The organism is Actinomadura montaniterrae, from assembly GCF_008923365.1.
Taxonomy (GTDB): domain Bacteria; phylum Actinomycetota; class Actinomycetes; order Streptosporangiales; family Streptosporangiaceae; genus Spirillospora; species Spirillospora montaniterrae.
This window is the reverse complement of record NZ_WBMR01000076.1, coordinates 1-25,969: the sequence shown is the minus strand read 5'-3', so window position 1 is coordinate 25,969 and position 25,969 is coordinate 1. Positions and strand designations below refer to the sequence as shown.

24 protein-coding genes and 1 pseudogene are annotated in these 25,969 nt (G+C 72.3%); 11 read left to right on the top strand and 14 right to left on the bottom strand.

What is annotated here, in order from left to right; genetic code table 11:
* The first annotated feature begins 106 nt into the window (after positions 1–106).
* Entirely contained in the window at positions 107–478 is a 372-nt protein-coding gene (locus F9B16_RS24390; protein WP_151542448.1) for a hypothetical protein, read from the top strand.
* Here F9B16_RS24390 and F9B16_RS24385 read toward each other — a convergent pair.
* The gene (locus tag F9B16_RS24385; RefSeq protein ID WP_225991906.1) at positions 475–963 is read right to left on the bottom strand and encodes a hypothetical protein; all 489 of its coding nucleotides are present in this window, start codon (positions 961–963) and stop codon (positions 475–477) included. The two genes, F9B16_RS24390 and F9B16_RS24385, sit on opposite strands and share 4 nt — an antisense overlap.
* Before the next feature lie 45 nt (positions 964–1,008).
* Between F9B16_RS24385 and F9B16_RS24380 the strand changes: the two genes are divergently transcribed.
* Entirely contained in the window at positions 1,009–1,626 is a 618-nt protein-coding gene (locus F9B16_RS24380) for an HD domain-containing protein (RefSeq protein WP_151542446.1), read from the top strand.
* Here the strand turns inward: F9B16_RS24380 and F9B16_RS24375 are convergent.
* The 4 genes from F9B16_RS24375 to F9B16_RS24360 all read right to left on the bottom strand — a co-directional run bounded on the left by F9B16_RS24375 (position 1,581) and on the right by F9B16_RS24360 (position 5,391).
* Positions 1,581–2,537, bottom strand: a complete 957-nt coding sequence (locus tag F9B16_RS24375) for a hypothetical protein (protein WP_151542445.1) — start codon at positions 2,535–2,537, stop codon at positions 1,581–1,583. The two genes, F9B16_RS24380 and F9B16_RS24375, sit on opposite strands and share 46 nt — an antisense overlap.
* The gene (locus F9B16_RS24370; protein WP_151542444.1) at positions 2,537–3,325 is read right to left on the bottom strand and encodes a ParA family protein; all 789 of its coding nucleotides are present in this window, start codon (positions 3,323–3,325) and stop codon (positions 2,537–2,539) included. Before F9B16_RS24370 ends, F9B16_RS24375 begins: the two co-directional genes overlap by 1 nt.
* Before the next feature lie 711 nt (positions 3,326–4,036).
* Positions 4,037–4,582 carry a GNAT family N-acetyltransferase gene (locus F9B16_RS24365; protein ID WP_151542443.1) on the bottom strand — a complete coding sequence of 182 codons (546 nt, stop codon included), beginning with the start codon at positions 4,580–4,582 and terminating at the stop codon, positions 4,037–4,039.
* Entirely contained in the window at positions 4,579–5,391 is an 813-nt protein-coding gene (locus F9B16_RS24360; RefSeq protein WP_151542442.1) for a GntR family transcriptional regulator, read from the bottom strand. Before F9B16_RS24360 ends, F9B16_RS24365 begins: the two co-directional genes overlap by 4 nt.
* A gap of 161 nt (positions 5,392–5,552) precedes the next feature.
* On the opposite strand from F9B16_RS24360, the gene F9B16_RS24355 reads away from it, so the two are divergent.
* The 4 genes from F9B16_RS24355 (at position 5,553) to F9B16_RS24340 (ending at position 10,400) form a co-directional block, all read left to right on the top strand.
* Positions 5,553–5,768, top strand: coding sequence for a hypothetical protein (locus F9B16_RS24355; protein ID WP_151542441.1), 216 nt, complete (start codon positions 5,553–5,555; stop codon positions 5,766–5,768).
* A complete protein-coding gene (locus F9B16_RS24350) occupies positions 5,768–7,231 on the top strand; it encodes a DUF2637 domain-containing protein (RefSeq protein ID WP_151542440.1) in 1,464 nt (487 codons plus the stop codon). The genes F9B16_RS24355 and F9B16_RS24350 overlap by 1 nt, the downstream gene beginning before the upstream one ends.
* 131 nt (positions 7,232–7,362) lie before the next feature.
* Positions 7,363–9,480, top strand: a complete 2,118-nt coding sequence (locus F9B16_RS24345; RefSeq protein WP_192808973.1) for a type IV secretory system conjugative DNA transfer family protein — start codon at positions 7,363–7,365, stop codon at positions 9,478–9,480.
* On the top strand, positions 9,477–10,400 hold the full coding sequence (locus tag F9B16_RS24340) for a hypothetical protein (protein WP_151542438.1): 924 nt from the start codon (positions 9,477–9,479) through the stop codon (positions 10,398–10,400). Before F9B16_RS24345 ends, F9B16_RS24340 begins: the two co-directional genes overlap by 4 nt.
* A gap of 75 nt (positions 10,401–10,475) precedes the next feature.
* Here F9B16_RS24340 and F9B16_RS24335 read toward each other — a convergent pair whose 3' ends face one another.
* The gene (locus F9B16_RS24335; protein ID WP_151542437.1) at positions 10,476–11,012 is read right to left on the bottom strand and encodes a hypothetical protein; all 537 of its coding nucleotides are present in this window, start codon (positions 11,010–11,012) and stop codon (positions 10,476–10,478) included.
* A gap of 54 nt (positions 11,013–11,066) precedes the next feature.
* Positions 11,067–16,220, bottom strand: a complete 5,154-nt coding sequence (gene mobF, locus F9B16_RS24330) for a MobF family relaxase (protein ID WP_192808972.1) — start codon at positions 16,218–16,220, stop codon at positions 11,067–11,069.
* Between the two features lie 499 nt (positions 16,221–16,719).
* Here mobF and F9B16_RS24325 point away from each other — a divergent pair, with 499 nt between their 5' ends.
* A complete protein-coding gene (locus tag F9B16_RS24325) occupies positions 16,720–17,517 on the top strand; it encodes a nuclease-related domain-containing protein (RefSeq protein WP_151542435.1) in 798 nt (265 codons plus the stop codon).
* An 11-nt stretch (positions 17,518–17,528) separates the two neighbouring features.
* Here the strand turns inward: F9B16_RS24325 and F9B16_RS24320 are convergent, their stop codons facing one another.
* The 5 genes from F9B16_RS24320 to F9B16_RS24300 all read right to left on the bottom strand — a co-directional run bounded on the left by F9B16_RS24320 (position 17,529) and on the right by F9B16_RS24300 (position 20,980).
* Entirely contained in the window at positions 17,529–18,290 is a 762-nt protein-coding gene (locus F9B16_RS24320; protein WP_225991905.1) for a hypothetical protein, read from the bottom strand.
* Complete coding sequence (locus F9B16_RS24315; protein WP_151542434.1) at positions 18,287–18,568, bottom strand: hypothetical protein; 282 nt, start codon at positions 18,566–18,568, stop codon at positions 18,287–18,289. The genes F9B16_RS24320 and F9B16_RS24315 overlap by 4 nt, the downstream gene beginning before the upstream one ends.
* A 15-nt stretch (positions 18,569–18,583) precedes the next feature.
* A complete protein-coding gene (locus tag F9B16_RS24310) occupies positions 18,584–18,874 on the bottom strand; it encodes a hypothetical protein (protein ID WP_151542433.1) in 291 nt (96 codons plus the stop codon).
* Positions 18,875–18,876: 2 nt separating this feature from the next.
* Complete coding sequence (locus tag F9B16_RS53675; protein ID WP_151542432.1) at positions 18,877–20,331, bottom strand: coiled-coil domain-containing protein; 1,455 nt, start codon at positions 20,329–20,331, stop codon at positions 18,877–18,879.
* An 82-nt stretch (positions 20,332–20,413) separates the two neighbouring features.
* Positions 20,414–20,980: an NUDIX domain-containing protein gene (locus tag F9B16_RS24300; protein WP_151542431.1), complete on the bottom strand. Its 567-nt coding sequence runs from the start codon at positions 20,978–20,980 to the stop codon at positions 20,414–20,416.
* A gap of 205 nt (positions 20,981–21,185) precedes the next feature.
* Between F9B16_RS24300 and F9B16_RS24295 the strand changes: the two genes are divergently transcribed.
* From F9B16_RS24295 to F9B16_RS51140, 3 genes are all read left to right on the top strand, one after another.
* Entirely contained in the window at positions 21,186–21,833 is a 648-nt protein-coding gene (locus F9B16_RS24295; RefSeq protein ID WP_151542430.1) for a hypothetical protein, read from the top strand.
* Positions 21,834–21,946: 113 nt separating this feature from the next.
* Complete coding sequence (locus F9B16_RS24290; protein WP_151542429.1) at positions 21,947–22,963, top strand: tyrosine-type recombinase/integrase; 1,017 nt, start codon at positions 21,947–21,949, stop codon at positions 22,961–22,963.
* A gap of 899 nt (positions 22,964–23,862) precedes the next feature.
* A complete protein-coding gene (locus F9B16_RS51140; protein WP_192808971.1) occupies positions 23,863–24,636 on the top strand; it encodes a GNAT family N-acetyltransferase in 774 nt (257 codons plus the stop codon).
* 22 nt (positions 24,637–24,658) lie between these two features.
* Here the strand turns inward: F9B16_RS51140 and F9B16_RS24280 are convergent, their stop codons facing one another.
* Entirely contained in the window at positions 24,659–24,847 is a 189-nt protein-coding gene (locus F9B16_RS24280) for a hypothetical protein (RefSeq protein WP_151542428.1), read from the bottom strand.
* A 70-nt stretch (positions 24,848–24,917) separates the two neighbouring features.
* On the opposite strand from F9B16_RS24280, the gene F9B16_RS24275 reads away from it, so the two are divergent.
* The gene (locus F9B16_RS24275; RefSeq protein ID WP_151542427.1) at positions 24,918–25,346 is read left to right on the top strand and encodes a hypothetical protein; all 429 of its coding nucleotides are present in this window, start codon (positions 24,918–24,920) and stop codon (positions 25,344–25,346) included.
* Between the two features lie 77 nt (positions 25,347–25,423).
* Here the strand turns inward: F9B16_RS24275 and F9B16_RS51135 are convergent.
* Positions 25,424–25,969 (bottom strand): annotated as a pseudogene (locus tag F9B16_RS51135) (hypothetical protein); the annotation flags it as partial.

Sequence of the window (25,969 nt, the reverse complement as noted above, 5' to 3'; positions counted from 1 at the left end):
CCCCATCGCCCGGCGCCCTGGTGGCGCCCTGCCCGTGATGGCCTCCGCCCGCACCCCGTGGGACGGAGGCCATCTGCATCCCTCCCTACCTCTGGAGTCCCTACTCATGTCGACTGCTGACGAATCCACCGACCTGCCGCCGCTGCCCCGTCCCGTGTGGGAGCCGATCGACGCCCTTCACGCGGCCCTGCGCCGCCGCACTCCGGTCATGGCGGCCGCCATCGTCCGCGAGCTCATCAGCGGCGCCAACGGCGCCGAAGAGGCCCGGTGCCTGGTGGTCACCTATCGCGGGCAAGGACCCTGGAGGATCGCCCCCGATCCCGTAGCGGAGGTGTTCCGCTGGCTCGACGGGCCGCGCGGCGGCATGCCGCTCGGCCTCCTGGACGGCATTGACGCCTGCGTGGAAGGCGTCGCCGAAGTGATGGCCGTGACGCCGAGCCCTCCCCCGCCCACGAGGAACGCGCCGGACGGCGCCTAGAGCCCGGTAGGCCGGGCGGTGTCCAGCTCGGTCGCCAGCACGCGCCGCAGGGCAGTGATGATCTGCTCGCCGCTGAACCGGACGGCTGCGGCGGTCTCGGCCTGGTCGAGTGCGGAGCGCAGCTCATCCGGCCGCGCAGTCCGCAGCATCGCAATCAGCCAACCCTCAAGATCTTCGACCGCCTCGGGCAATTCGAGCTGCTCGCGCGTCGGCACGAACACGGCCTCGACCACGCCCGGCCGGGACGGGGTCGCCGCAGCGGTGAGGTCGGGCAGGCTCTCGCCGGCGGAGGCATACCGGCCCGGCGGCAGCCCGACACGGAATGGATGCACGCACACCGGCGCGCCCGTGGCGCGGTCGACTCGGCACCCGGCGGCCGGGTCGTAAGCCCGCGTCGGGTCCGGCCGGTCGACAACGTCGAACTCTCCCGGCCCGAGGTTCTGTCCCGGACAGACCACGCACGTGGCATCCGGCCACTGCGGCAACGGCCCGCTCCCACTCACACCCCACAGGATAGGAAGGCTCCCCCGATGGCTCTGCGATTTCGCACTGACCCGCTCGTGTCGACCGGACTGAGGCTCGCCCGGGCCTGGTGTCAGGGGCACCAGATCGACGGCGCGCCCGCGCTGGGGCATGGGGTCAGGGTCGCGACGTGCCTTGGCCGTCACGTGCCCTCCGCAACGCCTGAGTTGATCGCTGCGGCGCTGGTGCACGACGGCCCGGAGTTCGCCCCGCTCGCGGGCGTTGAAGACGTGTACGGAGTCATCACTGCCGAGCTCTCTGCGGGGGTCGCCCGGGTGGTCCGGGCCCTCGCTGACGAGCACCAGGCCCTCGACGCTGCTGGCGAGGCCGAGCCGCCCCTCGGCGACGTGCCCACGCTGCTGGCCAGCACCGCCGATAAGGCGGTCTCGCTGGAATCGGTACTCAACAGGGGCCTGTCGCGCGAGATCGACCCGGCCGAGTACTGGCGGACGCGCGGCGCGTTCCTCGCCGCGGTGCCCTATTTCCGTGTCTTCCACAGCAAAGCGGCCGGGGTCGTCCCCCGGCCGCTCGCTGATGCGCTCCACGTGATGGTCATGCGTGCTGAGCTCGTGGCCTGCCGTTACGCTCCCGGCTCGCCGTCTCTCAGCTCGGCTCGGATGCGCTGAGCTGCCTGCTCCAACTCTGCGGCGATCCGGCGCGCAAGGTCGGGTTGCCGGTGTGCAAGGCGGGTGGCGCGCTGAACGGTCTTCTGGATGCGACCGATCTCGGCTTCGACCGGAGCGGCTGGGGCCTGCTCTCGTTCGGCGGGCAGGACCCGGCTTCCCTCGGCGAGGAACGCCTCAATGGTGGTCACGGCCTCATCGGGGTTCCAGCGGTCCTCTGGAAGCCTGGCGAGGACGGCCTGTAGAAGCCGTCCCGTGACGCGCTCGTTGGCGCGTAGAAGCGTCTCGTACACCAACACAGCGGCATCGTCCCCGGCCCGGTCGGCGAGGGGGAGCAGGTGTTTCGCATGCGACTCGTTCAGCCGGAGCCGGGAAAAATTTTTTCCCAGCCGCCGCAGGATGTGCAGCCCGAGCGGGGCAACCTGCATGAGCTGGTTGATACGGCGCATGGACCGGTCGTGCGCCTGGCAGTAGTCCTCGAACTCGGCGTACTCGTCCCGGTACAGCTCTCCCGCCTGGGTCCACTTGGCAACCATGCCCTCCACGATGAAGCCGAGATCTGCGCCAGCTATGGCGGCCTCGTACTGGTCGCGGATCTGCCGTTCCTTGTCGGTGAGGTCAGCGGTAGCCGCAAGAGGAGCGTCAAGCGGAGTGAACGAGTCCAGGTACTCGACCATCTCCTGAGGAGTCGCGGGAGGCCGAACCTTTTCGACCTCGGCGACCCGCGCGGGCGCCTGTTCCACGGTCGCCGGCGGCGATGCTCCGTTGGCGTCGGCGCTGGTCTCTGGCTGTGGCCTCTCGCCGCGCTCGTAGGGCTGATCGTGCAACGGAGAGACTGGCGCGGTGTGCTCAGCGTCGTCGGCGAGAGGGTTACTGTCGCCGCCGATGCGGCTCTTGCTCTTCCTGGGCGGCATCAGGCGGCGTCCACCATGTATTCAGCGACGACCTCGTCCCCGATGGCCCGGTACTCGGCGAGGTCGTCTATCGGGTTGGTGCTGCCTACCGCCTCGCGGTACCACTGCCAGTTGTGCGCGCCGTTGGTCAAGACCTCATAGTCAGCCTCGGCGAGGTCCTTGCGCGACTTCTTCTCCTCGGTCGAATTGCGGACGGTGGGGATCTTGGTGAGCAGCACGCGGACGTTGATGGCTCGTGCGCTCCCCGCCGTAGCTTCGGCGGCGGCCTCGAAGGTTGAGGGGATGCGCTCCATCTCGGCGTCGTTAGGCGCCCCGACCATGAGGAGCTCGTGGGAGCACCGGACGGCGGCCTTGAGGATCTCGGGGGACTCTCCGCCGGTGTCGACGATGATCACGTCCCACTGGGCAGACTCGATCTTGTCTTCGATGAAGTCGTCTACGTGCTTGCTGGGGAAGCTCTCCAAGTCAAAGGGCCACTTGAGCCCGCGCTTGCGGAGCTTGCGGTACCAGGAGTACCCGCTCTGCGAGAGCGGGTCGGCGTCGATCACCAGGACCCGCTTGCCGTGCACAACGGCGAAGTAGACAGCGAGGAAGAACGCGGAGGTGGTCTTCCCAACGCCGCCCTTGAGGTTCCCGATCGCCACCACCAGGACGGGCGGGAGCTTGAGGGCACGCGTCCCGGTCGGCGGGGCTGTCTGGGTCATGGGCGGTTCTCCTGCACCTGACGCGGTAGTGCGGTCGTCCGCCCCCTCGGCGTCGGCCGGGGCTGCGGTCACGTCCGTTGACATGGCCGCGATTATGCCAATGTGGCCGCCCCCGCGACGGGGACGGCCACATTGGGATTGAGATTTGGTCAGTTCGTGGCGGCGTACGCCTGCGCGCACTGGCTTGAGCAGAACTCTCCCGGCCAGTCCTCAGGCAGAGATCCGCCGCACTCCTTGCAGCTCATGTCGCCTCGCTCAGTTCTTCTTGGCGATCTCGCGAACGACCGCATCAGTGCAGTCGCCACAGATGCAGTCCTTGCCCTTCCGCTGGTTGATGATCTTTTCGAGCTGCTTGTCGGTGGCACCCACGGGGAGCTCCTCTCGCTTCGCTACCGGGCGGGCGTCGTGAACTGGCCGTGCGTGCCGCAGCGCCAGACATCCGTGCTGCGGCCGGTGCCGCCCTCGCGGCGGAGGTAGCTCACGTTCTGCGCGCTGCCGCACGTGGGGCAGCAGGCGCCGCCGGCGCTCACTTGCCCTTCCCCGTCCGGTCCTCGCCGCCGTGGGGGAGCTTCTTGCCCCACATGCCCTTGGTGCTGGTGGTGACGGTGCCGCCGCTGCTGGTGCGCTGATCGGACATACTTGTCCTCGCCTCGTGTGAGGTGGGCCCGGGGCGTTACGTCTTGGCGGATGTCGGCGCCCTGGGCTCCACGGCTAACTGCTTCTCTATCTTGTATAGAGCAGCTAGAGCAGCCCGTCAACACGGTCTGCCAGATTCCTGGCGCGGGGGAGTGGGGCCTACTGACTGAGCTCGGCGAGGCGGGCCGGGGAGGCGTGCGCGGCGGGGCGCTCGTAGAGGCGGCCGGTGTCACGGCCGGGGACGTCGACGGTGCGGACGTGACGGAACCCGGCGGACTCGTAGTAGACGCCGAGCCCGTGGTTGTTCGGCCAGATGTCCAGCCGCAGGACGGGGTAGCCGTAGCGGGCGGCCTGGTCACACGCCCACTCGATGAGCAGTTCGCCGATCCCGCGGCCGCCGTGGCTGCGGGCCACCATGAGCTTGTAGAGGTAGAGGGCCGGGCCGTCCTCAACGCGCCACAGATCCTCGTCGGGCCCGCCGAGCGTCACCGTGGCGACGACCTCGCCGGCGTCCTCGAGTACCCACGCGCGGCCCTGCCGCGTCGCGCGCTCCAGCTTCTCGGCGCCGACCGTGGTCCACTTCGCAGTCCACTGCTCGATGCCGCGTTCAGCGAGCCACTGCTCGGCTTCGCGGCGCAGGGCGACCAGGGCGGGCACGTCGTCGGCCTCGGCGCGGCGCAGCGCGTAGGGGGAGGGGGAGGTCATCGCTCGTCGGTCTCCGGGTAGCTGACGTGGTAGACGAACCGGCTTCCTTGGCCGGGGCGGATCATGTGCTGGATCAGCACCGGGCGCCCCTCGCTGGTGTAGCCGGACCTGATGATCTCCAGCACGGCCGTGCTCGGCGGTAGCTGGAGCTGCTGCGCCTCGGCCTGGGTGGCGAGGCGGGGGATGAGCTCGTCGTCGTAGTGGTGTAGCCCGGCCCCCAGCTCGGTCAGGATCGCCGCGGTGTTCACACTCTCCGGCCGGGTGATCGCCGTGTCGCGGATCAGCGCGTACGGGTAGTAGCTATCGGCGATCGACTCCGGCTCGGTGCCGCCGTGCTCGGGGCGGCCGATGAAGCGGACCCGGCCGCGCACGGCGACCGGGTCGCCGGCGGGCAGCTCCAGCAGCTCGCCGAGCGTGTGCCCGCCGATGCGGTGATCGGCGGTCACCATGCGGACCTCGATGGTCTGCCGGCCGACGAACCCGGCGGCCTCGACGTCGGCGGTCCACCCGTCGAGCGGGACCTTCTCCAGCCGTCGCGGGTCCTGCCACGCGTTCATGTGCCAGGTCATCGCGAGCTGCTCGCGCACGAAGAAGCCCTTGCGCGGGACGCTGATCACCAGCCCTTCGCCGATCAGCATCGCGTACGCGGCCCGGACCGTCATCGGCGCCGCGTCCTCGTCGGCGGCAAGCTCGTTCGTGCTGGGCAGGGCGTCACCGGGCCCGTAGGTCCCGGCCGCGATCTCCTGCCGCAGGCGGGCCGCAATGCGGCTCTTGATGTCGCCGAGCGCGGCGTCCCTGGCTCTGCTCACTGGGCTGTCTCCTCTACCTGGTCTAGGTAAGAGTCTCGCAGAGATCGTTGACTTTTGTTCTCTAGCTGCTCTATACAAGACATCGCAGGTAGATGAGCCAGCGATTCACGGGAGGTGAAATGCCAGCTTCCAGGCTTTCGGGCAGAACGGCTACCGCGCCGATGGTCGAGAAGCTCTCGACCCGCATCGCCAGCGATGTGGAGCGGCGGCTGAGGCTCTTCGCGGCCGTACGCGACATGACGATCGGCGAGGCGGTCACCGCCGCGCTCGACAGCGCGCTTCCGTCGCTGCGAGACCTCGCCGAAGAGGTGGCCCGGGACGCCACTCCACCACAGACCAGCGTCCCGAGCCCGCGACTCACCAGCAAGGAGCACTGATGAGCATCAAGAGCCTATGGCGCCGCGCGGGCGGCGGCGGGGCCGACCTCGGCCAGGTCGAGCCGCGCACGATCAACGGCGGCGAGGTCGCCCCGGGCACCCCTTGGGGGTCCGAGCCGGGCGTCCGCGAGATCCGCCAGTACGCCTACACCGGCCGCTCCCGCGCGGGGCGCGAGGGCGGCGGCCGCGACCTGCTGTCGGGGTCGCTGCTGTCGGCGGCGGGCCTGGTCATCGCCGCCGCTCTGGTCGGCGCCGGCTACGTCGCCTACGAGTCGCAAAGGCTCTTCTCCGTCGCTCACAACGGGGGAGACCAGGCACGGGCCGCCATCACCGCGGCGCTCCCGGACGCCGGATGGGTCGCCATGGCGCTGGTCGCGCTGGTCGCGGCACTGCGCGGCCGCTCGTCGGCGCGGGCCCGCATCGGCGTCGTGATCTTCTTCGCGCTCTCCCTGGGCGCGCAGGTGATGTACGCCGAGCGCACGCCGGAGGGCGTGCTCGTCGCGGTCATCGCGCCGATCGCGCTGGCGTGGATGCTCGAAAGCTTCGTCGTGGAGGTCCGCCGCTGGGCGTCCACCCGGCGGGGCCTGGACCTGGACGAAAGCCCGATCCTGTCGGGCTTGCTGACCTCCGTCGTCCGCCTCCCGCTGGTAACAGCCCAGATCATCGCCCGGCTGCTGCTGTGGGTGCTGCGGCTCGGGTTCGACCGGTCGGGCACCTGGGCGGGCGTGCGTGACTGGATCCTCGATGAGGCGCCGCTCGCGCCCGGCCGGACGGCGGCGAGCCTGCGGGCTCAGGCGGCGATCGAGCAGGCCGGGGGAGTGGAGCAGGCCGCCGAGCGGGTGAGGGTGGCGGCGCTGGCCGAGGCGCAGCAGATCAAGGACGCCGCGCGGGCCGAGGCCGAGCACACCCGGCAGCAGGCGGCCGAGGAGATCGCGGCGGCGCGGGCCGAGGCCGAGCGGCAGATCGCGGCCGTCCGGGCGTCGGCCGACGCACAGGTGAGCGGCGCGGCGCAGCGGACCGATCAGGAGATCAGCGCCGTCCGTGAGGAGACGGCCGAGCAGCTCGACCGGATGCGCCGCGAGATGGCGGCCGCCCTGGAGCGGGCCCGCGAGCAGCACCGGGCCGAGCTCGCGCAGCGCGAGGCCGAGTGGCAGGGCTGGACGAGTCAGGCGCAGTCCGAGCGGGAGCAGGCGGCCGAGCAGGCGCGGGCCCTGGCCAACGAGCTGGCCGAGCTCCGCGCCGAGCACGCGCTCCTGCTGGAGGTCACCTCCAGCAAGGCGCGACTGATCGCGGCGTACGAGCGGCTCCGGTCCGCCGGTGACCTGCGGTACGGCGATCGTGAGCGGGTCGCCGAGGTGGCGCGCGAGCTGTACCAGGGTGCGGGCCTGGCCTCGGAGGGCACGGCCCGCAACTACCTCTACGAGTACGTGTCCGGTATCGCCAGAGATGAGGCGATGGCATGAGCAATCCGGAGATCGTCGGAACCGGTGCGGCCGAAATCCGCTCTGAATTGACAGTCTCAGCAACAACAATGACCAATCGAGCAAAGGTCGGCGGGGCCGTCGTGGGTGGCGGCCGGTGGGGAGGTGATCGGGTGCGCGACGATGAGCGCACGCCATCGCGGACGGGTTCGGCGGGCCTTCGGGCCCGCTGGTCGGGCGGAACCATGTACGCGGCTGCTGGGGCGCCGCTGCTGCCGCTGGCCGGTCCGCTGCACGACCTGGCCCGGCTGGGGCCGGTGGCGCCCGCGCTGGGCGCCGGGGTGGTCGCGGCGGCGGCAGCCGCCGGAGCGATGCAGCGGTTCGGGTCGGGAGGGCAGCGCCGCCGCCGGCGGGGCCGGTCGCTGTCGCCTCGGACGCGCGCGAAGATGAGGCTCCGCCCGGGGCACGGCTTCGCGACCCGGGGGCAGCTCTACCGGCAGTACGGGCGCTGGCCCGCCCGGCGCATCGCTCGCTACGGGCGGCCCTCGCTGTCCCGGCGGGACCGCTGGTTCGGCCAGTGGCCCGAGTACGCCGCGCTGCACGGACGCGCGCAGGGGCTCTTGCATCGCTGGGGGGTCTACAGCACCTTCGAGGACCTGGTGCTGTTCATCGCCCCGCCGCAGGAGGGCAAGAGCCAGCACGCGGCGGCCTCGATCGTCCGGGCGCCTGGCCCGGTGGTGGTGACCTCGATCCGCGGTGACCTGATCCGCGATACCGCCGGGCTCCGCCAGCAGCGCGGATACACCTGGATCTTCAACCCGGAGGGCGTCGGCTCCTACGCGGGGAACATGCGGTGGAACCCGGTCGCCGGCTGCGAGGACGTCATGACGGCGGTCCGCCGCGCGGGGTACATGGTGGAAGCCTCTGAGGCGCGCGGCCTGAGCGACGCGGCGTTCTGGGAGGACATGGCGTCGATGACGTTGGCGTCGTTCATGCACGCGGCCGCCCTGATGGGCGGCAACATGAGCAACGTCTACACCTGGATCATGGATCCGGGCGAGGCCGAGCACCCGATCTACGTGCTGTCCGACCACAGGCAGGCCGCGCCGGTCACTCTGCAGGTCCTCCGGCACCTGTACGCCATGCCGGACAAGACCCGCGAGGGCGTCATCACCACCCTGTCGCGGGTGCTGCGCTTCATGATCCACCCGGAGATGACACAGATCCTGTGCCCGCAGGTCGGCGGCGCATTCGACTTCGCGGAGTTCCTGCGCAGCAAGGACACCGTCTATCTGGTGTCCTCGACCGATGGCACGGCGCCGACCGCTCCGGTCTTCTCGGCCTTCCTCGCCGAGCTCGCGGCCGTGAGCAACCAGCTCGGCAACAAGTACAAGACCACCGATGGCCGGGTGATCTCCCGGCTGGACCCGCCGCTGACGATCGTCGGTGACGAGCTGGGCAACACCGCCCCGATCCCCGTCGACCAGTGGGCGAGCTGGTCGGCGGGCTCGGGCATCGTGATCTTCATGTACTTCCAGACCTGGTCCCGGATCCAAGAGCGCTGGGGACACCACGGCGCCGAAGCGCTCTGGGGGTCGAGCAAGATGAAGATCATCGGTGCGGGCGTGACGGAGACCGCCGTACTGGAGCGGATGTCCAAGCTCATCGGCAAGACCGATGTCCGCGAGCCGGACGAGATCACCTACGACTCGCGGGGACGGCAGGTCAAGCGGCCCCGGTGGACCGAGGTCGATATCGCCCCGGTCGCCGATATCCGCGCGATCCCGTCCGGGAAGGCGCTGGTGCTGCGTAGCACGGCCAGCGCCCCGACCATCATCACGCTGACGGCGCTGCGGCGCCTGCGCGAGTTCAAGCGGTGGGTCAAGGCCGGGCGTCCGGTGGAGGGCCTGGTGGACGTTCCCGAGCGGGAGCTCCCGACCGTGCGGCCCGAGCTGGCGGTCCCGCGTCCGGCCCCGGCTCCCGAGCCGGTGATCGATGAGGTGTCGGCCCGGCGGGCACGGCGTCCCTCGGCGGCGCCGCCGCTGCCCCTGCCGCCGCGTGGTCCGGCCGAGCCGCCCCGCCCGGCGCCGCCCCGGCCGGTACCGGCTCCGGCCGAGCCGGTCGAGCCGCCTGCGGCGCCGCCGGTGCCGTCGCCCTGGTCGACCATCTCGACCCCGGCTCCGTTCGGGGACGCGACCGACGCCGGCGACGTCGAGACCGGCGAGCAGGACGGCGCGGACGCCATCCCGCCGGGGTTCTCGCCCTTCCACCGTAGGGTGGGCGGCGCGTGACCACGATCGACCCTGCTGAGCAGGAGTCCCCGAACGGCGGCGCCGCGACCGGCGCCGACGCCGGGGGCTCCTACCTCGGTGACCTTGGCAAAGCCTCACCCGCCGGGTCTGGCAACGCCGACCCTGGCCCGGGGCAAGTGCTGTCCGCCCTGGCGATCCTGTCCGCCGAGCAGGGGGAGACCCGCGCACACCTCGCCGAGTTGCGCGACCACCTCGGCGATGTCCTGGAGCAAGTCGGCAACCTCGACAAGCTCGTGAGCGACGTGCCGATCCTGTCCGGACGCCTGGCGAGCCTCACCGACGCGGTTGACCAACTCCTCCGTCAGCCTGAGGACTCCAAGACCCGGCCTGTCGACCTGGCCCACGTTCCGCCGGAGGAGCGCCGCGAGGTCCTCGGCGAGCTGGTCGTCTGGGTGCGCGACGTCCTGTTCACCGGCTGGCCGTGGACTCAGGATGCGCTACGGCCGTGCTGGCTGCATCACCCGGACTTGGTCAACGGGATGCTCTGGCTTCGCGCCGCCTACAACGCCGCCTACGACATGCCCAAGGCCCAACCGCACGCCGCCGGCGACTTCCATCGCTGGCTTGATGACGTGATGGACCGCGCCGCCGGCCGCACCGAACAGTGCCCCGAGCCGGGCGCCCCCGACCCGCATCCGGTCCCGGCGGCGCCCCGCGACGACACGGCCACGCTGGACGCCGTCATGCGCCGTCCGGGGCTGGATGAGATCTGCGAAGAGTTGTACCGCCTCATGCAGATCCGGCCGGACACCGGTTACGCGCCTGGCGACGTCGAGGCGGCGACCCAGCGAACGCGGCAGATCATCGCCGAGACCGGCGTAACCGAAGAGCAGTTCAACGAGTACGTACGATCGCGGCGAGCAACGCCGCAGGCAGGCGACGCCAGCGACCGCCGCTGATCTCCTCGCCAGACCTCAAGAGGCGCCGACCCTGACCGGTCGGCGCCTCTTTTTGTGTCTGGGTGGTCAGTCGAATTAACCCCACGGGCGTTCGGTCGTGCGGGCGGTGAGCCACATGAGCGTGTGCTCGACGCCTACCGCGAAGTTCTGTCCGCGTGCGTGCTGCCGGCGCCGCTCGGCCACGTCGAGCGCGGCCACCTGCTCGTGGTAGAGCTGGGCGCCGCTGGGCGGGAACTGCTCGGCCGCCTCACCGGTGATGGGGCCGATGGCCTCTACACCGGTGGCCCACTCGATCGCCGCGAGGATCCCGGCGCCGAACTCGGCCGATACCGGGCTGGCCTGCGGCTGCCGGTACTCGCCCTGGACCAGCTCATACAGCGAGACGACGTCCTCGCGGGTCCGGATGATGCCCATCTCGGTGCGGGCCGTGTGCTCGCGGTGCGTCAGCTTCACCGTCTGGCCCGGCCGCGCGCTGTTGAGCCGGTCGCGTAGCGCGGTCTTCTCCGCCTCCGACAGCGGACGGGTATCCGGCCGGGGCGCGTCGGCGAACGCGGCTTTGAGCGCGGCGAGCGAAGGGGCTTCGGGTGCCCCGTGGTCCGCTCCGCTGCTCATGCGTTCACGGTAGCGCGCATCGCCGCCGCCGAAAGGGATCGTGTCCGGGACGGGTCAGCGCCCCAACCCGCCGTCCCGGCTGGGCGGCTCGGGCCCTCGCCTGGGCGCCGGCCGGTGGGGCTCGCGCCCCTCGCCGTCGCGCTCGTGGCCCATCGACTGGGCGAGGGCCTCGCGCACTCCCTGGGGGAACGCCTCGGCCGCGATCTGGGCCGCGCTGCGCTCGCGCTGCTGCTGTTGTGTCCGGGCTTCGAGCTTGGCGCGCTCGGCCTCGGTGCGCTCCTGCTCGCGCTCCTGGGCGCGCTGGAGTTCCTCGTGTTCGCGTTCCTGCTGCGCGCGCTGCTCGTGCTCCTGGCGCTCCTGCCGGGCCCCGGCGATCGCCGCGGCGGCGGCGGCCTTCTCGACCCGCTCGGCGAGATCGGGCTGCGCCTCCCGGTCGACCTCGCCGCGCTCGGCGACGCCGAACACATCGAGGGCCTGCTGACCTGGCATCGCGGCGGCGGGCCGGTCGGCTTCTGGCGCGTGCTCGGGTTCGGCGGCGCGGTCCCGGTGGTCGCCCTGGTGCCGGGCGAGGGCCTGCTCGGCGAGCTGTGCGGCCCGCTGCTCGGCTTCGCGGGCTTCGGCCTGGCGGTCGGCTTCGGCCTGCGCTCGGGCGTGCCGGATCGCCTGGGCGCGCCGCTCGGCTGCGGCGGCGGCCTCGCGCTCGGCCTCGGCCTCCATGGCGCGCACTCGCCCGGCCGCGGCGTGGTCGCGCGGGTCGGGCGGCAGCTCGTCCAGTTCGCCCCGCGCGTACGCGCGGCGCTGCCGGTCGTACTCCTCCTGCTCGCGGGCCACCTGGTCCCGCAAGGCCATCTGCTCGCGTACGTGCTGCTGCTCGGCCTCGGTGAGGGGCGGCATCCGGTCGGCGTCCTGCTCGCGGGCCTGCTCGCCGGTGGTGGGCGCGGGCGCGTCCCATGCCGCGAGCCTCTCCACGCTCGGCCCGAGGTCGAGCTCTAGCTGACCGTCCGGCACTCGCTGCGCGTCGTCCAGGGCGCGCCGCTCGGCCTCGGCCGCGCGCTGCTGCTCGATCCGCTGGTGCGCGTCGGCGGTGTCGGCGTGCAGCGGCGGCAGCGCCGCGGCGTCGATGTGCTCGCGGCGCCGCAACTCCGCGTCCGCGCGCTGCGCCAACAGCGCAGCGTCCCTGGTGGCCTCCGCCCACGCCTTGCGCGCCTCGTACACCTGCGTCAACGCGCGGCGCTGCTGGTCGGCCGCGTCGGCGAGGGTCTGCTGTCCGTCCGCGCGGGCCTCCAGGGCGGCGGCGGCCTCGGCGTCGCGCCCGGCGATCGCCGCGGCGCGGGCCCGCAACCGGACGGCCTCGGCGGCTCGCTCCCGCGCCTCCCGGCTGACCTGGCTGAGCTCGTCACCGACGTAGGCCGGCGCCCACGCGGCCTCGCGCTCGTAGGCGGCTCGCATCACCCACAGCTCGCCGTCGCTGGCGCCGCTGATCTCGCGGGAGGCGTCGGGGTTGCCGAGCGCGTCACGCGCCGCCCACCACGCGGCCCGCTGCTCGGGCGCCTTGCGGGACGGGGCGGGCCCGATCGCGTCGGACTCGGCCTCGTAGCCGTACTGCTCCCGGTAGGCCATGACGGGCGCGGCCCGCTCCGCCCACGCGGCCCGCGCGTCCAGGTCCTCGGCGGCCGGGGCCGGGCCGATCTCCTCGACCAGCCACGCCGGCGGCTGGTCGAGCGTGTCGTAGCCGAGCTCGGCCTGACGCATCTGCGCCCGGTCGCCGAGCTCGCCCAACAGCTCGTCCGTGCGCGGGTCCCCGGTGGCCGGGATCCGATCCCGCCATGAGGTGGTGATCGCCTTCTCGCTGATCTCCAGCCGGTCAAGATCGATACCGCGTTCCTCAGCGGCCTTCCCGATCCGCCACGTGAGCGTCTTGGCGACGGACTCGGCGGAGTCGAGCTCCCGCTCGGCGATCGCGGCGTCAAGGATCCGGTCGGCGTTGTGGTCCGACAGCTCCAGCCGGTGCAAGAGCCTGCCGAGCGTGCCGAGCGCCTCGTCCTGGCGCAGCGCGGCGGCGTCGGCGGGGGACAGGGTCCCGCGCTCCTCGGCGCGCCTGATGTAGGCCAGCGGCAGCTTCTCCCGGATCTGGTCGGTGATGATCGCGCCCAGGTGCGCCAGGTTCCGCGGCCGCTCGCCCTCCTCGATCATCGCCTCGGTGGCGGTCTGGTCCTCCTCGCGGTTCTCCAGGATCGCCGTTAGCACCGAGATCCGATCCCCGTCGAGCTCGGCCGGCCGCTCCGGCTGCGGCGCCGCTTCGTCGTCGAGCGGTGCGGCTTCGGGAGCCCACGCCCCGTCGACGTCGCGCAGCAGCGCCGCCGACTCCTCGCGGGCCTGCACGGGACCGGGCCGCATGTCCGCCTGGCGTGTGTGCTCAACCGGGACGTAGAGCCAGTTCCCCTCCCGGCCCCGGGTGCTCATCACGTACAGCGCTTCGGCGGTGGTCTGCTCGTCGGGGACGCCGTATCCGGTGTCCACGGTGCGGCCTTCGGCGGAGTGGACGGTCCCGGCGTAGGCGAGCTCGATGTTCTCGCGGACGTAGTCGGCCTTGATCGTCACCAGGTCCTCGCCGGGCTGCCCGTCCTTGCGCACCCACCGGGCCAGAAGCGACCCGTCCTCGTTGATGGCGCCTACCTGGAGGGTGTCCCGGTTGGTCAGCTCAACGCCCTCCTCGATCTCGACGTTGAGGCGGGCGGTGATCTCATCGCCGGGCGCGACGGTGTTCCCGTCGTGCAACCGCAGGCCCTCGCGCTCGACCTTGCCGAGCGCGACCAGCTCATCGCGGATCCGCCCGGCCAGCTCCGCGGCCCGCTCGTTGTTGCCGACCATCAAGAGCGTCTGCTTGCCGTCGAGCCGGTCAGCGAGCGCGGCCTCGAACGCCTGCTGTTCCATCTCCTCGCGGGTGCCTTCGTACAGGCGCCCGTGGTGGTCATAGGCGCGCAGGGCCTCGGGCATCCCGTCGCGCAACTGTACCGACGCCTCCCGCTCCCACTCCTCGCGGAACCGCACGACCGTGGTGAGCTGCTGGGAGCCGCCGACGTCGACCAGGCGGCGGACCAGGCCGCCCGCGCCGACTGCGGACAACTGGCGGTGGTCGCCCGCCGCGACGATCTTGCAGCCTGCGGCGTCGGCGAGCTGCCGGACCTGTTCGAGAGTGTCGGTGTCCATCATGTTGGCCTCGTCCAGCACGATGGCCTGGCCGGGGATGAGGGACGCCTCACCGCGGTTGACCTGGGTCAGCCAGCGGGCGGCGTTGATCGCGTCGTCCAGGCCCTCGCCCTTCAGCACGTTCGCGGCGTTCTGCGCGATCGTCAGGCCCAACACCGGCGTGCCGAACTCCGCCCGCCACAGGTCCGCGAACTTGCTGACGGTGAAGCTCTTGCCCGTCCCGGCTGCGCCGATCAGCGGGTCGACGCGACGCCCGGAGGTGAGCAGGCCGACGATGGCGTCGGCCTGGTCCTGGAACGGGCGCGGCGCGTCGGAGTCGGGCACCTCCTGGCCTTCGAGCGCGGCTCGCTTGGCCTCCTCGACGCTCATCCCGACCAGTTCCCGGGCCCGCTCGGGATCGAGGCGCGGCGCATCGGTCTGAAGCGCCGAGCCGATGAACGTCGCTTCGCGATCCAGGAACGCCGCCGTGGTGAACCGCTCGGCCGCCGGCGCCTGGTAGATGCTCCGGCCGTCCGGCCGCATCATCTCGGCCGGGAACTGGACCACTTCCGGGGCGTTCAGCAGCCGGATCCCGGTCGTCTCCTGGCTGCCGAGCGCCATCTCCGTCAGGTCCTCAAGCAGCGCCTCGACCCGCTCCTGATGCAGCCCGCCCAGGTAATCGGGGAGGTGCCCCTCAAGGGCTCTGACCAGCTCAAAGCGGCTGAACGACGTCTTGCCGGCCTGTACCTCGGCGACCGCTGCCGAGATGACCCGGTCCACCTCGGCGGCGCCGAGCTCCTCGGGGGCCTGGCCCTCGGCGATCCGGCCGAGCGTCTGTCCCGGAATCCCCTTCAGCTCGCCGATCTCCTGAGCCCGCGACCGCTCCTCCCACTGCCGCAGCCGCTCCGACGCGCTGACGGCGTGTTCCTTGTTCTTCGCGCGCTTGGTGGCGTTGGTGGCGTGCTGCGCCATGTTGAACAACGTCCGCGGGGAGGGCTGCCGCCCGTGCTTGGAGACGTAGGCGGCGATCCGCTCCTCCAGGTCCTTGGTGACCTGCACGCGCCGGGTCGAGTAGGCCGCGATCTGCTCCGCCGAGACGCCCTCGACCTCTCGGCCCTTCCCGTCCGGGCGGGTCACGTACTTCAGGCCGAGCCGCCGGGCATGGAACTCCTCCATGGCCCGCGCGCCGACCGCCGACGCTCCGGGCCGCGCCTTGAACAGCGCGCGGCTGTCCAGCGTCACCCATTTCCCGTCTGCGGTCTGCTGCCGGTTGAGGATGGCCTGATGGACGTGCAATTGCGGGTCGTCATTGCGGTTGGTGTGCTGCCTGAACCGGCCCACTACCCAACCCCCGGCCTCGACCCATCGCCCCGTCGTACGGCCCGCTGACTTAGCCCCGTGGTAACCCACGCGGGCATCGCCCGCGTGCTCCTGGAGGTAGTTGAGATACGCCTCGGCGCCGACCATGACGCCTTCCCAAACCGTGTCGGCGGCCTCACGGTACCGAGCGGCGAGCGCTTCGTTCCCGGCCTTCTCCGCTTCGCTCGCGGACGCTAGAAGCCCGGCGTGAACCAGCGTGGTCGACTTCGGCGGCGAGAACGTCGCGTCCAAAAGGATGACCGCCTGACGCGCTTCCTTCTTGGCCGCATACCGCAACTCGTCCAAGCGTTCCGGTGACGCCTCCGGCTCGGCCTGCATCTTCTTCTCGAAGATCTCTTCCCACGACTTGAACGTGGACTTTCGGCGGCCGAGCCTCTCCTTCTCCTCGTCCGGCACCGACCCGTCATGAAAATCAGGGCTGCGCGGGTCGTGGAAATGCTCATACAACCGCTCGAACGTGGCGGCGTCGATCTCGGTCCCGGGCTCCAGGCCGAGAGCGCGCGCGCCCTCGCCCCACCAGATCCCCGGCGGCTCGCCGTGCTCCACCACTGATGACAGGTAGTAGTTCTCGGCGCCCCGCCCGACCTCGCGAGTCAGGTAGCGCGGATCGTAGCCCGGCGCCAGAGTGCCGATCGCCACCGACTCACCTCCCGGGCTCGCGGGCCGCCTGCGGCCCTGACCTGCGGCGCGTCTGACGAAGATCAACGCGCAGCGTCCAGCCTACCATGATCATTAATAATGCCTAGGTGTGAAGGTCGTTCTTTGGCTTGTGGGGGAGTGGTGCTGTGGGGCACTGTTGGTGACTGGCTGGAGGTGAGTCGGTGATGTTGGTGGGTCGAGCGGTTGGCGCGTGGAGTGATCAAGGTTCGTGGGGTTCGGCCGGTGCGTGGCGGCGCCGGATGGACTGTTACCGCGCGTGCTCGTGGAGGCGGCCGCGTCAGCGGGTGCCTCCAGCCTCCGGCCGCCTGTTGACGGCGCCGCCGGGGCAGCGCTTGGCGCCTCGGCCTGCCACCGCTCGGCCTGGTGATGGGGGAGCTCGGGCGGCAGTGAGCACCGCTCGGACTGTTACCGGATCGCCATTTCCGCGCGGCGCCGCGCGGCTTTCTGCTGGGAATTCCCCACCACCTGGAGGTGCCGCGTGAACGCGGAAGAGCACCGCGCCCGTAATTCCCGAGCCGGGGCCTCGGCCGCCGATATGGCGCGCTCGCTGGGCGCCGTCGACCGTCGCCGGCGGCTGGCGATAGGGGGCGGCATCATCGCCGCCGTGCTGGTGCTGGCGTGGGTGCTGTCGGAATCGCTCCAGGCCGGTATCGGCATCGCCCTGGTGGCCGTCGCCGTGGTGATCCTGGTGCGCCCCGGCGGGCGCCGCAGCGACGCCGCGAAATGGCGCAAGGGCGCCGTGGGGGAGCGGTCGACCGCTCGCGTGCTGCGGCCCCTGGAGCGGCGCGGGTACGTGGTCCTGCACGATCGCGGCCTCGGCCGCGAAACCGACGTCGCCAACATCGACCATTTGGTGATCGGCCCGACTGGCGTGGTCGTGGTCGACTCCAAGAATTGGCACCGGAACACGATGATTCGGCACCGCCGCGGCGAGCTCCTGGTCGGCCGGACGCGCGGCGCGAAAGTCGTCGCCGGGACGGCGCTGGAACGGCGCCGGGTGTCGACCGTGCTCACGATGGAACTCGGCGAGCAGCTCGGCGGGCCCGTCCAGGCACACGCCGTCCTGGCCGTGCACGGCGCCCGGCTGCCGTACTGGCGACGGCCCGAGATCGAGGGGATTCCCCTGCTGCGGGCCCGTGGCGCGCGCCGCTGGATCACCAGCCTGCCCACGGTCTACGACGCGGCCGCCGTCGAGCAGCTCGCCGCCGTGGCCGCGCGCAGGTTCCCGCCCTACGCGCCGCCGGAACGGCCCCTACCGGATGGCTTTCGCGCCTGACCTGCGGGGGGCTAGAACAGGCCGTCGACCTCGGTGAGGCCGGCGGTGGCCGCCGCCGCGATGGCGGCCTCAACGTCGCCGCCCTCGCCGAGCGCAGCGAGGATCGCGGCCCGGATCGCAACCGCGCGGCCGTGCGCTCCGCGTACATCGGCGAGGGGGCCGCGGCGCCGCCAGCGACGGGCCCGGTAATCGGCGTCGTTCTGCTCGCGGGGGATGAGCTCCCAGTGCGCCGGGTTCTGGCAGGACGCCTCATCGCAGGTGTGCCCGATGACCAGGTCCTCGCCGGGCCTGGCCACGATGACGCCGTGGGCGGCCTGGTAGCCGTAGGCGTGGGCTGTTACCACGATCGAGGGGCCGTCCTCGCGGGCGGCCTTGAGCTTGCCGTGCCCGGTGCTGCTGATCGCGCCGGTCCAGTACCAGCACGCCTCGGGCGCGCGGCGGAACGTCTTGGCTTCGTACCGCTGGCGGGTCGCTTCGTGGCCGAGCAGCGCGGACCAGACCTCGCTCGGAATCGCTCCGGCTCGCCCGCGTCGCGAATCGGGGCCCGCTTCGCCGAGCAACACGAGCTGTCCGGGGCGGGCGTCTCCGGTCTCCTCCGGCGGGTCGCCGGCGGGCTCGCCCGGCGTCGCGAGATGAGGTGAAGCGGCGCCCGCTTCGGTTCGCTGCGGGCCCTCGGCGGCGGGCTGCGGCGCCTCGTCGGCGAGCTCGGCTAGGGCGTCCTCGAACGTCAGTTGCCCGGTCGGCTGCGGGGGCTCTGCGCGGCGGCGGCTCATCGGGGCACGTCCGGGGGCTGTTCGTCGCCGTACACCATGCGGCGCAGCTCCTCGGCCTCGCGGCGGCGCCGCTCGGCGCGGGCCTCGGGGCCGGTGCGCCGCTCCTGGTGTTCAACGGCGACGCTGAGCGCGGTGAACATGGCGGCGATGCCCAGACCGCCTAAGACGCTGGTCAGCAGGGACTCGCCGCGCCACAGCGACCCGGCGGCGCACGCCGTGCCGATCGTCAGCGTCCAGCCGGTGAACGCCGTGGCGATCCATCGGGGGGAGGGGTGCATGGGGTCTCAGCCTCCTTACCAGGGTGGTTCGCCGGTGGCCGGGGGGCTGGGCTTGCGCGGGGGCCGTGCGGCGACCTCGCGCTCGGCGCGGGCGCGAATGTCGGCGTCGGTGATGCCCTCGGGCGGTCGCTGCTTGCGGATCGCGAACGGCGGCGCGTCGGCGTCCAGGTCGGCGAACTCGTCGTATGCGGCCTGCTCGGCGGGGGTGCGGGGCGGCAGGCCGTACCCGTACCGGATGATCCGCTCGCAGGCGTCCACCATCGCGCGGTGCCGGTCGTCGGTGTCGTCCTGGTGGCTGGTTGTCATGGTCATCCCTCCTGCGTCTTGCGGCGGCCCTTGGACCGTCCGCCCTGGTCGTGGTCCTGGTCATCGTCGGGCGGGGTGTCGCCGACGGTGCGGGCGGCGAGCTGCTCGGCGAGGTTCTGGGCGCGGGCCTCGGCACGGTCGGCGCGGGCGGCGGCCTGGTCGGCGAGCTGCTCGGCTCGGGCGGTGCGTTCGCGCTGGTCGGTGAGGCGTTCGGCGGCGAGGTCGCGCTCGCGGTCGGCGGCCTGGCGGGCGTCGGCGACCTGCTGCGCGGCCTCCTGGCGGATCCGGGCGGCCTCGTCCCGGGCGGCCTGCAGATCAGCGCGCGCGGCCTCCCGGTCGCGGTCGGCGTCGGCACGGGCCCGGTCGAGCTCGGCCCGCAATTCCTCGGCGGCGGTCTCGGCGCGGGTGGTCCTTCGCTCGGCCTCGGTGACGCGCCGCTCGGCCTCGCCGCGCGTCTGCTCGGCTTCGCTGCGGGCCCGCTCGGCTTCGTTGGTGGCCCGCTCGATCTGCTCGGCGGCGGCGGTCTCGGCGTCGGTGCGGGCCTGCTCGGCGGTCGCGATGCGGGCCTCTGCGTCGGCGCGGACCGCGGTCACCTTCTCGTCCGCACTCTGCTGTGCGGCGGCGATCTGCCCCGCCGCTTCGTCGCGCACCCGGGCCGCTTGGGCATCGGCTTCGGCGCGGATCGCGGTCACCTGCTGCTCGGCCTCGGCGCGCGCGGCGGTGATCTGGGCGGCGGCGTCGTTGCGGGCGTCGCGGGCCTCGGCGCGGGCCTGCTCTGCGTCGGCCTGGGCGGCGGCAACCTGCTGCTCGGCTTCCTGGCGGATCCGCTCGACCTCGGCGCGGGCGGCGCTCACCCGGTCGTCGGCGGCCTGCTGGGCTTCGGTAAGGCGTTCGTCGGCCTCGACCGCGGCAGTGCGGGCCTCGGCGGCATCGGTCTCGGCGGCCTGCCGGCGCTGCGCCTCGCGGGCGAGCTCGGCACGGGCGGCGCTGACCTGCTCGGCGGCCTCGGCCTGCACGGCTTCGATCTGCGCTTCGGCGGCCTCGGGGTCGCCGGCGGCGCGCAGCGCGGACAGCATCCCGTCCAGCCGGGCGGCGAACCGCTCCATGTCGGTGACGATGTCACGGCGGATCTCGGCGGCGCGGGCCGTCGCCATGGTCACCGGCCGGTTCAGGTCGCCGAGTTCGCCGTCCTGGGCCGCGCCGCCGGCGGCGCGGCGCTCCAGGCGCTGCCGCTCGCGGAACGCGGTGAGCGCGGTGTGCGCGGGACGGCCCTGGTCGTCGCGGACGTCGCAGTACTTGGGGCGGGCGCCTCGCCGCTCGGGGTCGGCCGGGCGAGGCGGGTTCGTGCAGCCGGGGAACGCGCACGTCGCCCCGCCGCCCTGCCCGGACGCGTCGGCGGTGGCCTCGCCGGTCGGCTGCTCGGGCGAGGTGCTCGCCGCGCTGGTGTCGTCGGTCATGGCGTTCAACCTCTCAGAGTTCCGGCCGGGAGGCGGCGCGGCCGGCGCCGCCTCCCTGGCCGGATCGGGCGGGGGCTCGTGATCAGCCGTTGAGCCGGGACTCGATACGGTCCAGGACGCTGCCGGGCAGGTCGATCAGCCCGGCCTCGCACAGCCAACGCACCCACACCGGCTCAAGCCCCGGGCTGCTGGCCCACTCGGCGGCGGGCACGTGCCCCGACGCGTAGGCGACGGTGCGGCCCATGAGGTAGCCGAGCTCGTGCGGGGTCGCCCACATCGCCCCGGCGGTCTCGCGCTCGGACAGCTCCAGCTCGGGCCGCTCGGGGACGTCGACCAGCCACACCGCCCAGTCGTGCCCGATGCCCGGACACGGCTGCTCGGGGTCCTGGCAGGGCTGCCGGCGGCACTGGTTGTCGCGCCACCCGCCGCACGTCGCGCGCTCGGGGATCTGGCCGGAGGTGAGCTGTACGCCCACCTCCTCGCGCGCCTCGGCGATGGCGGCCTCGTAGTAGCCGGGGTGCTCGTCGTAGACGTGCCCGGCGACGCCCGCCCAGCCGGGCGGGAAGGTGCCGCGCTTGATCAGCAGCACGGCGCCGGTCGGGTCGCGCAGCAAGACACCGACGCTCGCGTGATCGCAGACCTTGGTCATGGGGGCCCGAACTCCTTCGGGTTGGCGACGGTGACCGTTCACCGTCCGACCCCTTCATCATAGCAGCATTGCATTTCATTTTGCTATGCAATGAGATGAAATAATGAAATGCAATGTTGAAATGATGATCTCGTGGCGGGGTGCTCGGCGGCCGGTTTCGGCGATCGTCCGGCGTGGGCAGGCGGGCCCCGGTTGAATGCCGGGCATGTCAACACTGGCGGGGGATTGGTACAGCTCGGGCACGTTCTGGACGGGCGCCGGCGTGGTGGTGGCGCTGCTGGTCGGGATCGCCACGGTGGCGGTCAGCTACCTGACCCGGTTCGCCCGGCAGCGGCTGGACTTCGGGCTGCGAACGGTGGCGCCGCTGCTGGGAGCACTGGACGGCCGCGCGGAGGTGGAGTTGCTGCACCACGGCACGAAGCTGAGGCGTCCGCACCTGGCCGAGGTGGTACTGATCGGCCGCGGCCGCCGTGACATCCCACGGGCCGCCTTCGACAACGGCGACCCGATCCGCTTCGACCTGACTGCCCGGGTCGTGGAGTTGCTGGAGGTGAAGGCGACTGACTCGGCGTCGGCAACGCCGATCCCGCAGGCGCGCACCGAAGGGAGCGCGCTCCTGGTCGGCCCGGCGCTGATCGGCCGTCGCCAGCGCGTCGTGTTCAGAGTTCTGGTGGAGGGACGACCGTACCTACGGTGCGAAGCTCCCTTGCCTAATGCCCAGGTGCGTTACTGCACCTTCGATCCGCGGGGGTTCGAGCTGCGAGCCTCCCGGCGTCTCCTAGTCACCGTCTTCATGGGCCTGTGGGGCCTGTCAGTGCTTCTCGGCATGGCGTTCTTCTGGATCACCAACTGAGCGGATAATGAGTCTTATCCGCTGGGCTGCTTGGCGAACTCGGCGGATAACGTGATCCCGGCGCCCTCGTCGGCGGGAGCGAAACTCAGCGGATAACAGTGAGCAGGTGCGCGATGGCCGGTAACAGCCGAGACGACCGCGGGAACGTCGTGCCGCTCCGCCCCGCCGGCGGCTGGAACGGGGGCGACGGAGAGGGCGTCATCGCGCGGTATCCCGGCGGCGAGCCCCGGACGATCGTGCTGCCGGCCGAGCGCGGGCTCGGCGCCGAGCTGGAGGCGGCCGCCGCGCGCGCCCTGGCCGACGTCGAGCGCCACCTCGACCGGGCCGCGCTGTCGGCGCACACGGTGCGCGCCTACCGGCGGCAGTGCCGAGCGTTCACGGCGTGGCTGGTCGAGCACGGCGCCGACCATCCCGACGCCTTCGCCGATGTGGTCGGGGCGGACGCCGCGGTGAAGGCGTGGCGCCGCTCGCTGCTGGACGCGCGGGCCTCGGTCGCCGCTGTCAACCAGGGCCGCGCGGCGGTCGGGCTGCTGTACGAGCTCGCCGGCCTGCGGTTGACGATCCGGCCGCTGCGGGTCGAGCCGCCCGGCGAACCGGACGCCCTGGAGGACCGGCAGGCCGGCGCGGTGGAGCGCGCGGCCGCACGGCGTGGGCCCCGGGACCGGGCGATCGTCGCCGTGCTGCTGTACTCCGGCGCCCGGGTCGAGGAGTGCGCCCGGCTGGAGGTGCGCGACGTCGCGGTGACCGCGCGCACGGGCGTGGTCCGGCTGCACGGCAAGGGCGACCAGGTGCGCGAGGTGCCGCTCCCGGCTGCTGCTCGGGCGGCGGTGCTGGACTACCTCGCCGAGCGCGGCCGTGAGGACGGGCCGCTGTGGCTGGGGCAGCGCGGGCCGCTGGGCATCTCCGGCATCACTGCCGTGGTCCTGGCGGTCGGCGAGGCGGCCGGGCTGTCGGGCCTGCGTCCGCATCGGCTCCGGCACACCTACGGCACGCGGCTACGCCGCGGCGGCGCCGACCCTGCGCAGGTGCAATACCTCCTCGGCCACGCCTCGGTGGCGACCTCGGGCCGGTACTTCCGGGCCGGTCAAAGCGAGGTCGCCGAGCTCGTCGGGGCCGTCTTCGACCGCTAACGGCAACGGGGCCCCTGGTTGCCCAGGGGCCCGCTCTGGTCTGTGGGTCAGTCGTCTATGCAGCTCGGGCGCGGGTCGTGGTCCTCGGACCCGCAGACCCAGCACCACATGCCGGTGGGCTCGTCGTCCTCGTCGTCGTGGAAGATGATCGCTCCGGTGCACTTCATGACGCGCCTCCTCTTGGCTGATTCTCCACGCTCCATGATAGCAGTTTTAAAACTGCATCTACGGTGGCGGTGAATCTCCCGGCTGATCTCCTGGTCGTTCTCCCGGCGGTTCACCTGGTGCGGGGGTGTGGCCTGGCTGCATGACAACGATCCTGGTTGTGCAGTCGATGGCGGGCGTCGTCGCGGCCGCGGCGAGCGCGGCTGTCTCGGCGGTGGTGCCCGTGCTCATCGCGGCGCGGCGTCGGCGGCGCTCCGTGCCGAGCGGCCCGGGTGGTGCGGGCGCCGGCGGGGCCGAGCTCGTGCTCCTGGTGCTCGTCGTCCGGGCCTGGTCGCCCTCCCTCGCCCGCCCGTGCGACCACGGGAACGCCGCGCAGGGAGCGGGGGCCGTGCGGCGGGTGGGCGGCTTATCCCCGGCCCCGTGCTCAGCAGCGGCCGGACGGGGACCGGGCCCCGTGACCTCCCCTCCCCGCCCCCCTTTTTCCTCCCGACCGACAAGATCCTGAGCCAGCGGGCTGCATGGTTCCGTCAAGGGTGGCCGTAGGCCATCGCGTAGCGACGCCGTAGGCGCCCTTGACGGGTTCTGCGGCCCGCGTACCATCCGACCTCGGTTGGGAGGGAAAAGGGGGGCGGCCGAAGGCCGCTACAGCCCGCAGGGCTGGGGTTCTCGGCGGGCGGTGTGGACCTGGCTTCGCGGCCACAGCGTGGATGGGCCCGCGCCTTTACGCTTCCGGCATGGTCACCAAACGGCCCAACCCGAAGAAGGACAAGTCCGCCCGGCGTCGCCGTCCGGCTCCTCCGCCGCTGGCCTCCGCGCGCGGCGGTGGCGCTGCGCTGACCGTCGCCGGTTTGGCGGAGGGGCTGGTGCTGGCGAGCGGTGTGCGGATCCGCATGGCGAGGGGCGAGGACGTCGAGACGGCGCGGCGCCTGGTCGCGTTGACCGGGAGTGGGGTCACCCTGGAGAGCAGGCTCGCGGACGCGGTGCCGGACGGGCGGCTCGCCGCCGTGGTGGCGAAGGGGCTCGACGAGGGGCCGGAGGCGCTGACGCGTGAGCTGGCGGTGGCGGCCTCGCAGGGCGACGGGGCGATGGAGGATCTGGTCATCGGGCTGTCGTGCGTCCTGGTCGCCGAGCATCCGGAACACGGTGTGGTGGGGGTGCTGGTGGCGCTGCCGCCGGCGCGGGTGCTGGCGAACATCGGCCTTCCGGAGATGGAGTCGCTGGTGGGGCTGCTGAAGGTCATCAAGCTCAAGGCCGTGGCGGTCGATCCCGCGCACCGTTCGGGCGGGATTGCCGCGGCGCTCATCGCCACCTGCCGCAAGCTCTACAGCCAACTGCGCTACTACCGGTTGTACGGGCAGTTCGATGCCGGGAGCGGCCTGGAGACCTATTACCAGCGGCAGGGCCTCACGGCGCTGAAGGAGGGGCAGGGCGTCACGCTGGACATGTTCAGCGTCCCGGCCGGGATCTACACCGACCCCTCGGAACGCTTCTTCGCCTGCGACCTGTGATCGCGGCGCCCCGGCGGCGCTGTTACCGGCGGAGGGGCGGTCGGATGGCGTTGGCGGCGAGGGCGCCGAGCTGGGCGGGCCCGGCGGCGCGGTCGCGGGCCGCGTCGCTGTGGCGCGGGCGGGTGCAGCCGAGTACCTCGGCGGCGGGCGTTGTCGGCGGCCTGCTGGAGTTCCCGCAGGTCGGCGACGGCGAGCGCAGGAGTGGTGACATTCCGTGTCCGTATGCTCGCGCTGGGTAGGTATCGGTTGTCGTTCGGATCGACCCCGAGAAGGAGCATCTCGTGTCGCCCTCATCCAACTTCACCCGCCCGCGTCCACGTGTGAAGCGCCGCGCCGCCGCATGGCTCACCGTGCTCACGATCCTTGGGGGATGGCAGTTCCTGTCCACCGGCTCTGCCAGCGCCGGAACCGACAAACTCCAGTTCTCCATCCAGCATCATGTCCGACTTCCGCCCTGGTCACAGGGCGCTGGACCGGTGATCCTGAAGTTGACCTGCGCCAGCACAGGGGGCTTCAGCCCGGCAGTGACCATCGAGATCAACCGCAACTCCGACAAGCAGCACATGTGGGGTGAGCGGTACGCGCGCTGCAACGGCACCGAGCAAGCCTTCCACTTCAATCTCCCAAAGGGCGAGTACTACACGGTCATCAGCAAGAGCCCCGGCGACACCAGGATCGAGGGGACTGTCGAGTTGACCTACCCGGACTAACAAAGCCCCGGCGTTGTGAGCAGTGCAGTACGGACCAAGATCGTTACTGCCGGTTTCCGGTGATCTCGGCTGCCTACCTACCGGGTTCGGGGCGGCTGGAGGATGTCGGAGGCGAGGGCGCCGAGCTGGGCGGGTCCGGCGGCGCGGGCTCGGGCCGCGTCGCTGTGGCGCGGGCGGGCGCGGCCGAGTACCTCGGCGGCGGGCGGCGGCGTGGGAGTGGGGGCGGTCTGCTGGTCGGGCCGGTGCGGGGCGGCGGTGCCGGCCGCCCATCCGGCCATGGCGGCGGTGTTGTCGGCGGCCTGCTGGAGTTCGCGCAGGTCGGCGACGGTGAGCGCGGGTACCTCGGCGGCGGCCGGGTGCTGAGGTTCGGTGCTGGGCTGGAGCGGCGGCAGGCACGCGGGGCCGGGCAGCATCACGCCGAGCCCCTGCCGGACGGCGGGCGCGCTGCCGCTGGTCCTGGGCTTGGCCGGGTCGGTGACCTGGCGGGCCCGGGCTGCGCGGCGGCGGGCCTGCTGGACTCCGGAGAGGCGGCCGCGGGCGGCGAGGCGGGCGAGCATCTCGCCGCGCACGGCGCTGATCTCGGCGGCCGGGCCGGGGGCGTCGGCGGGCGCCGCGGCGGCGCG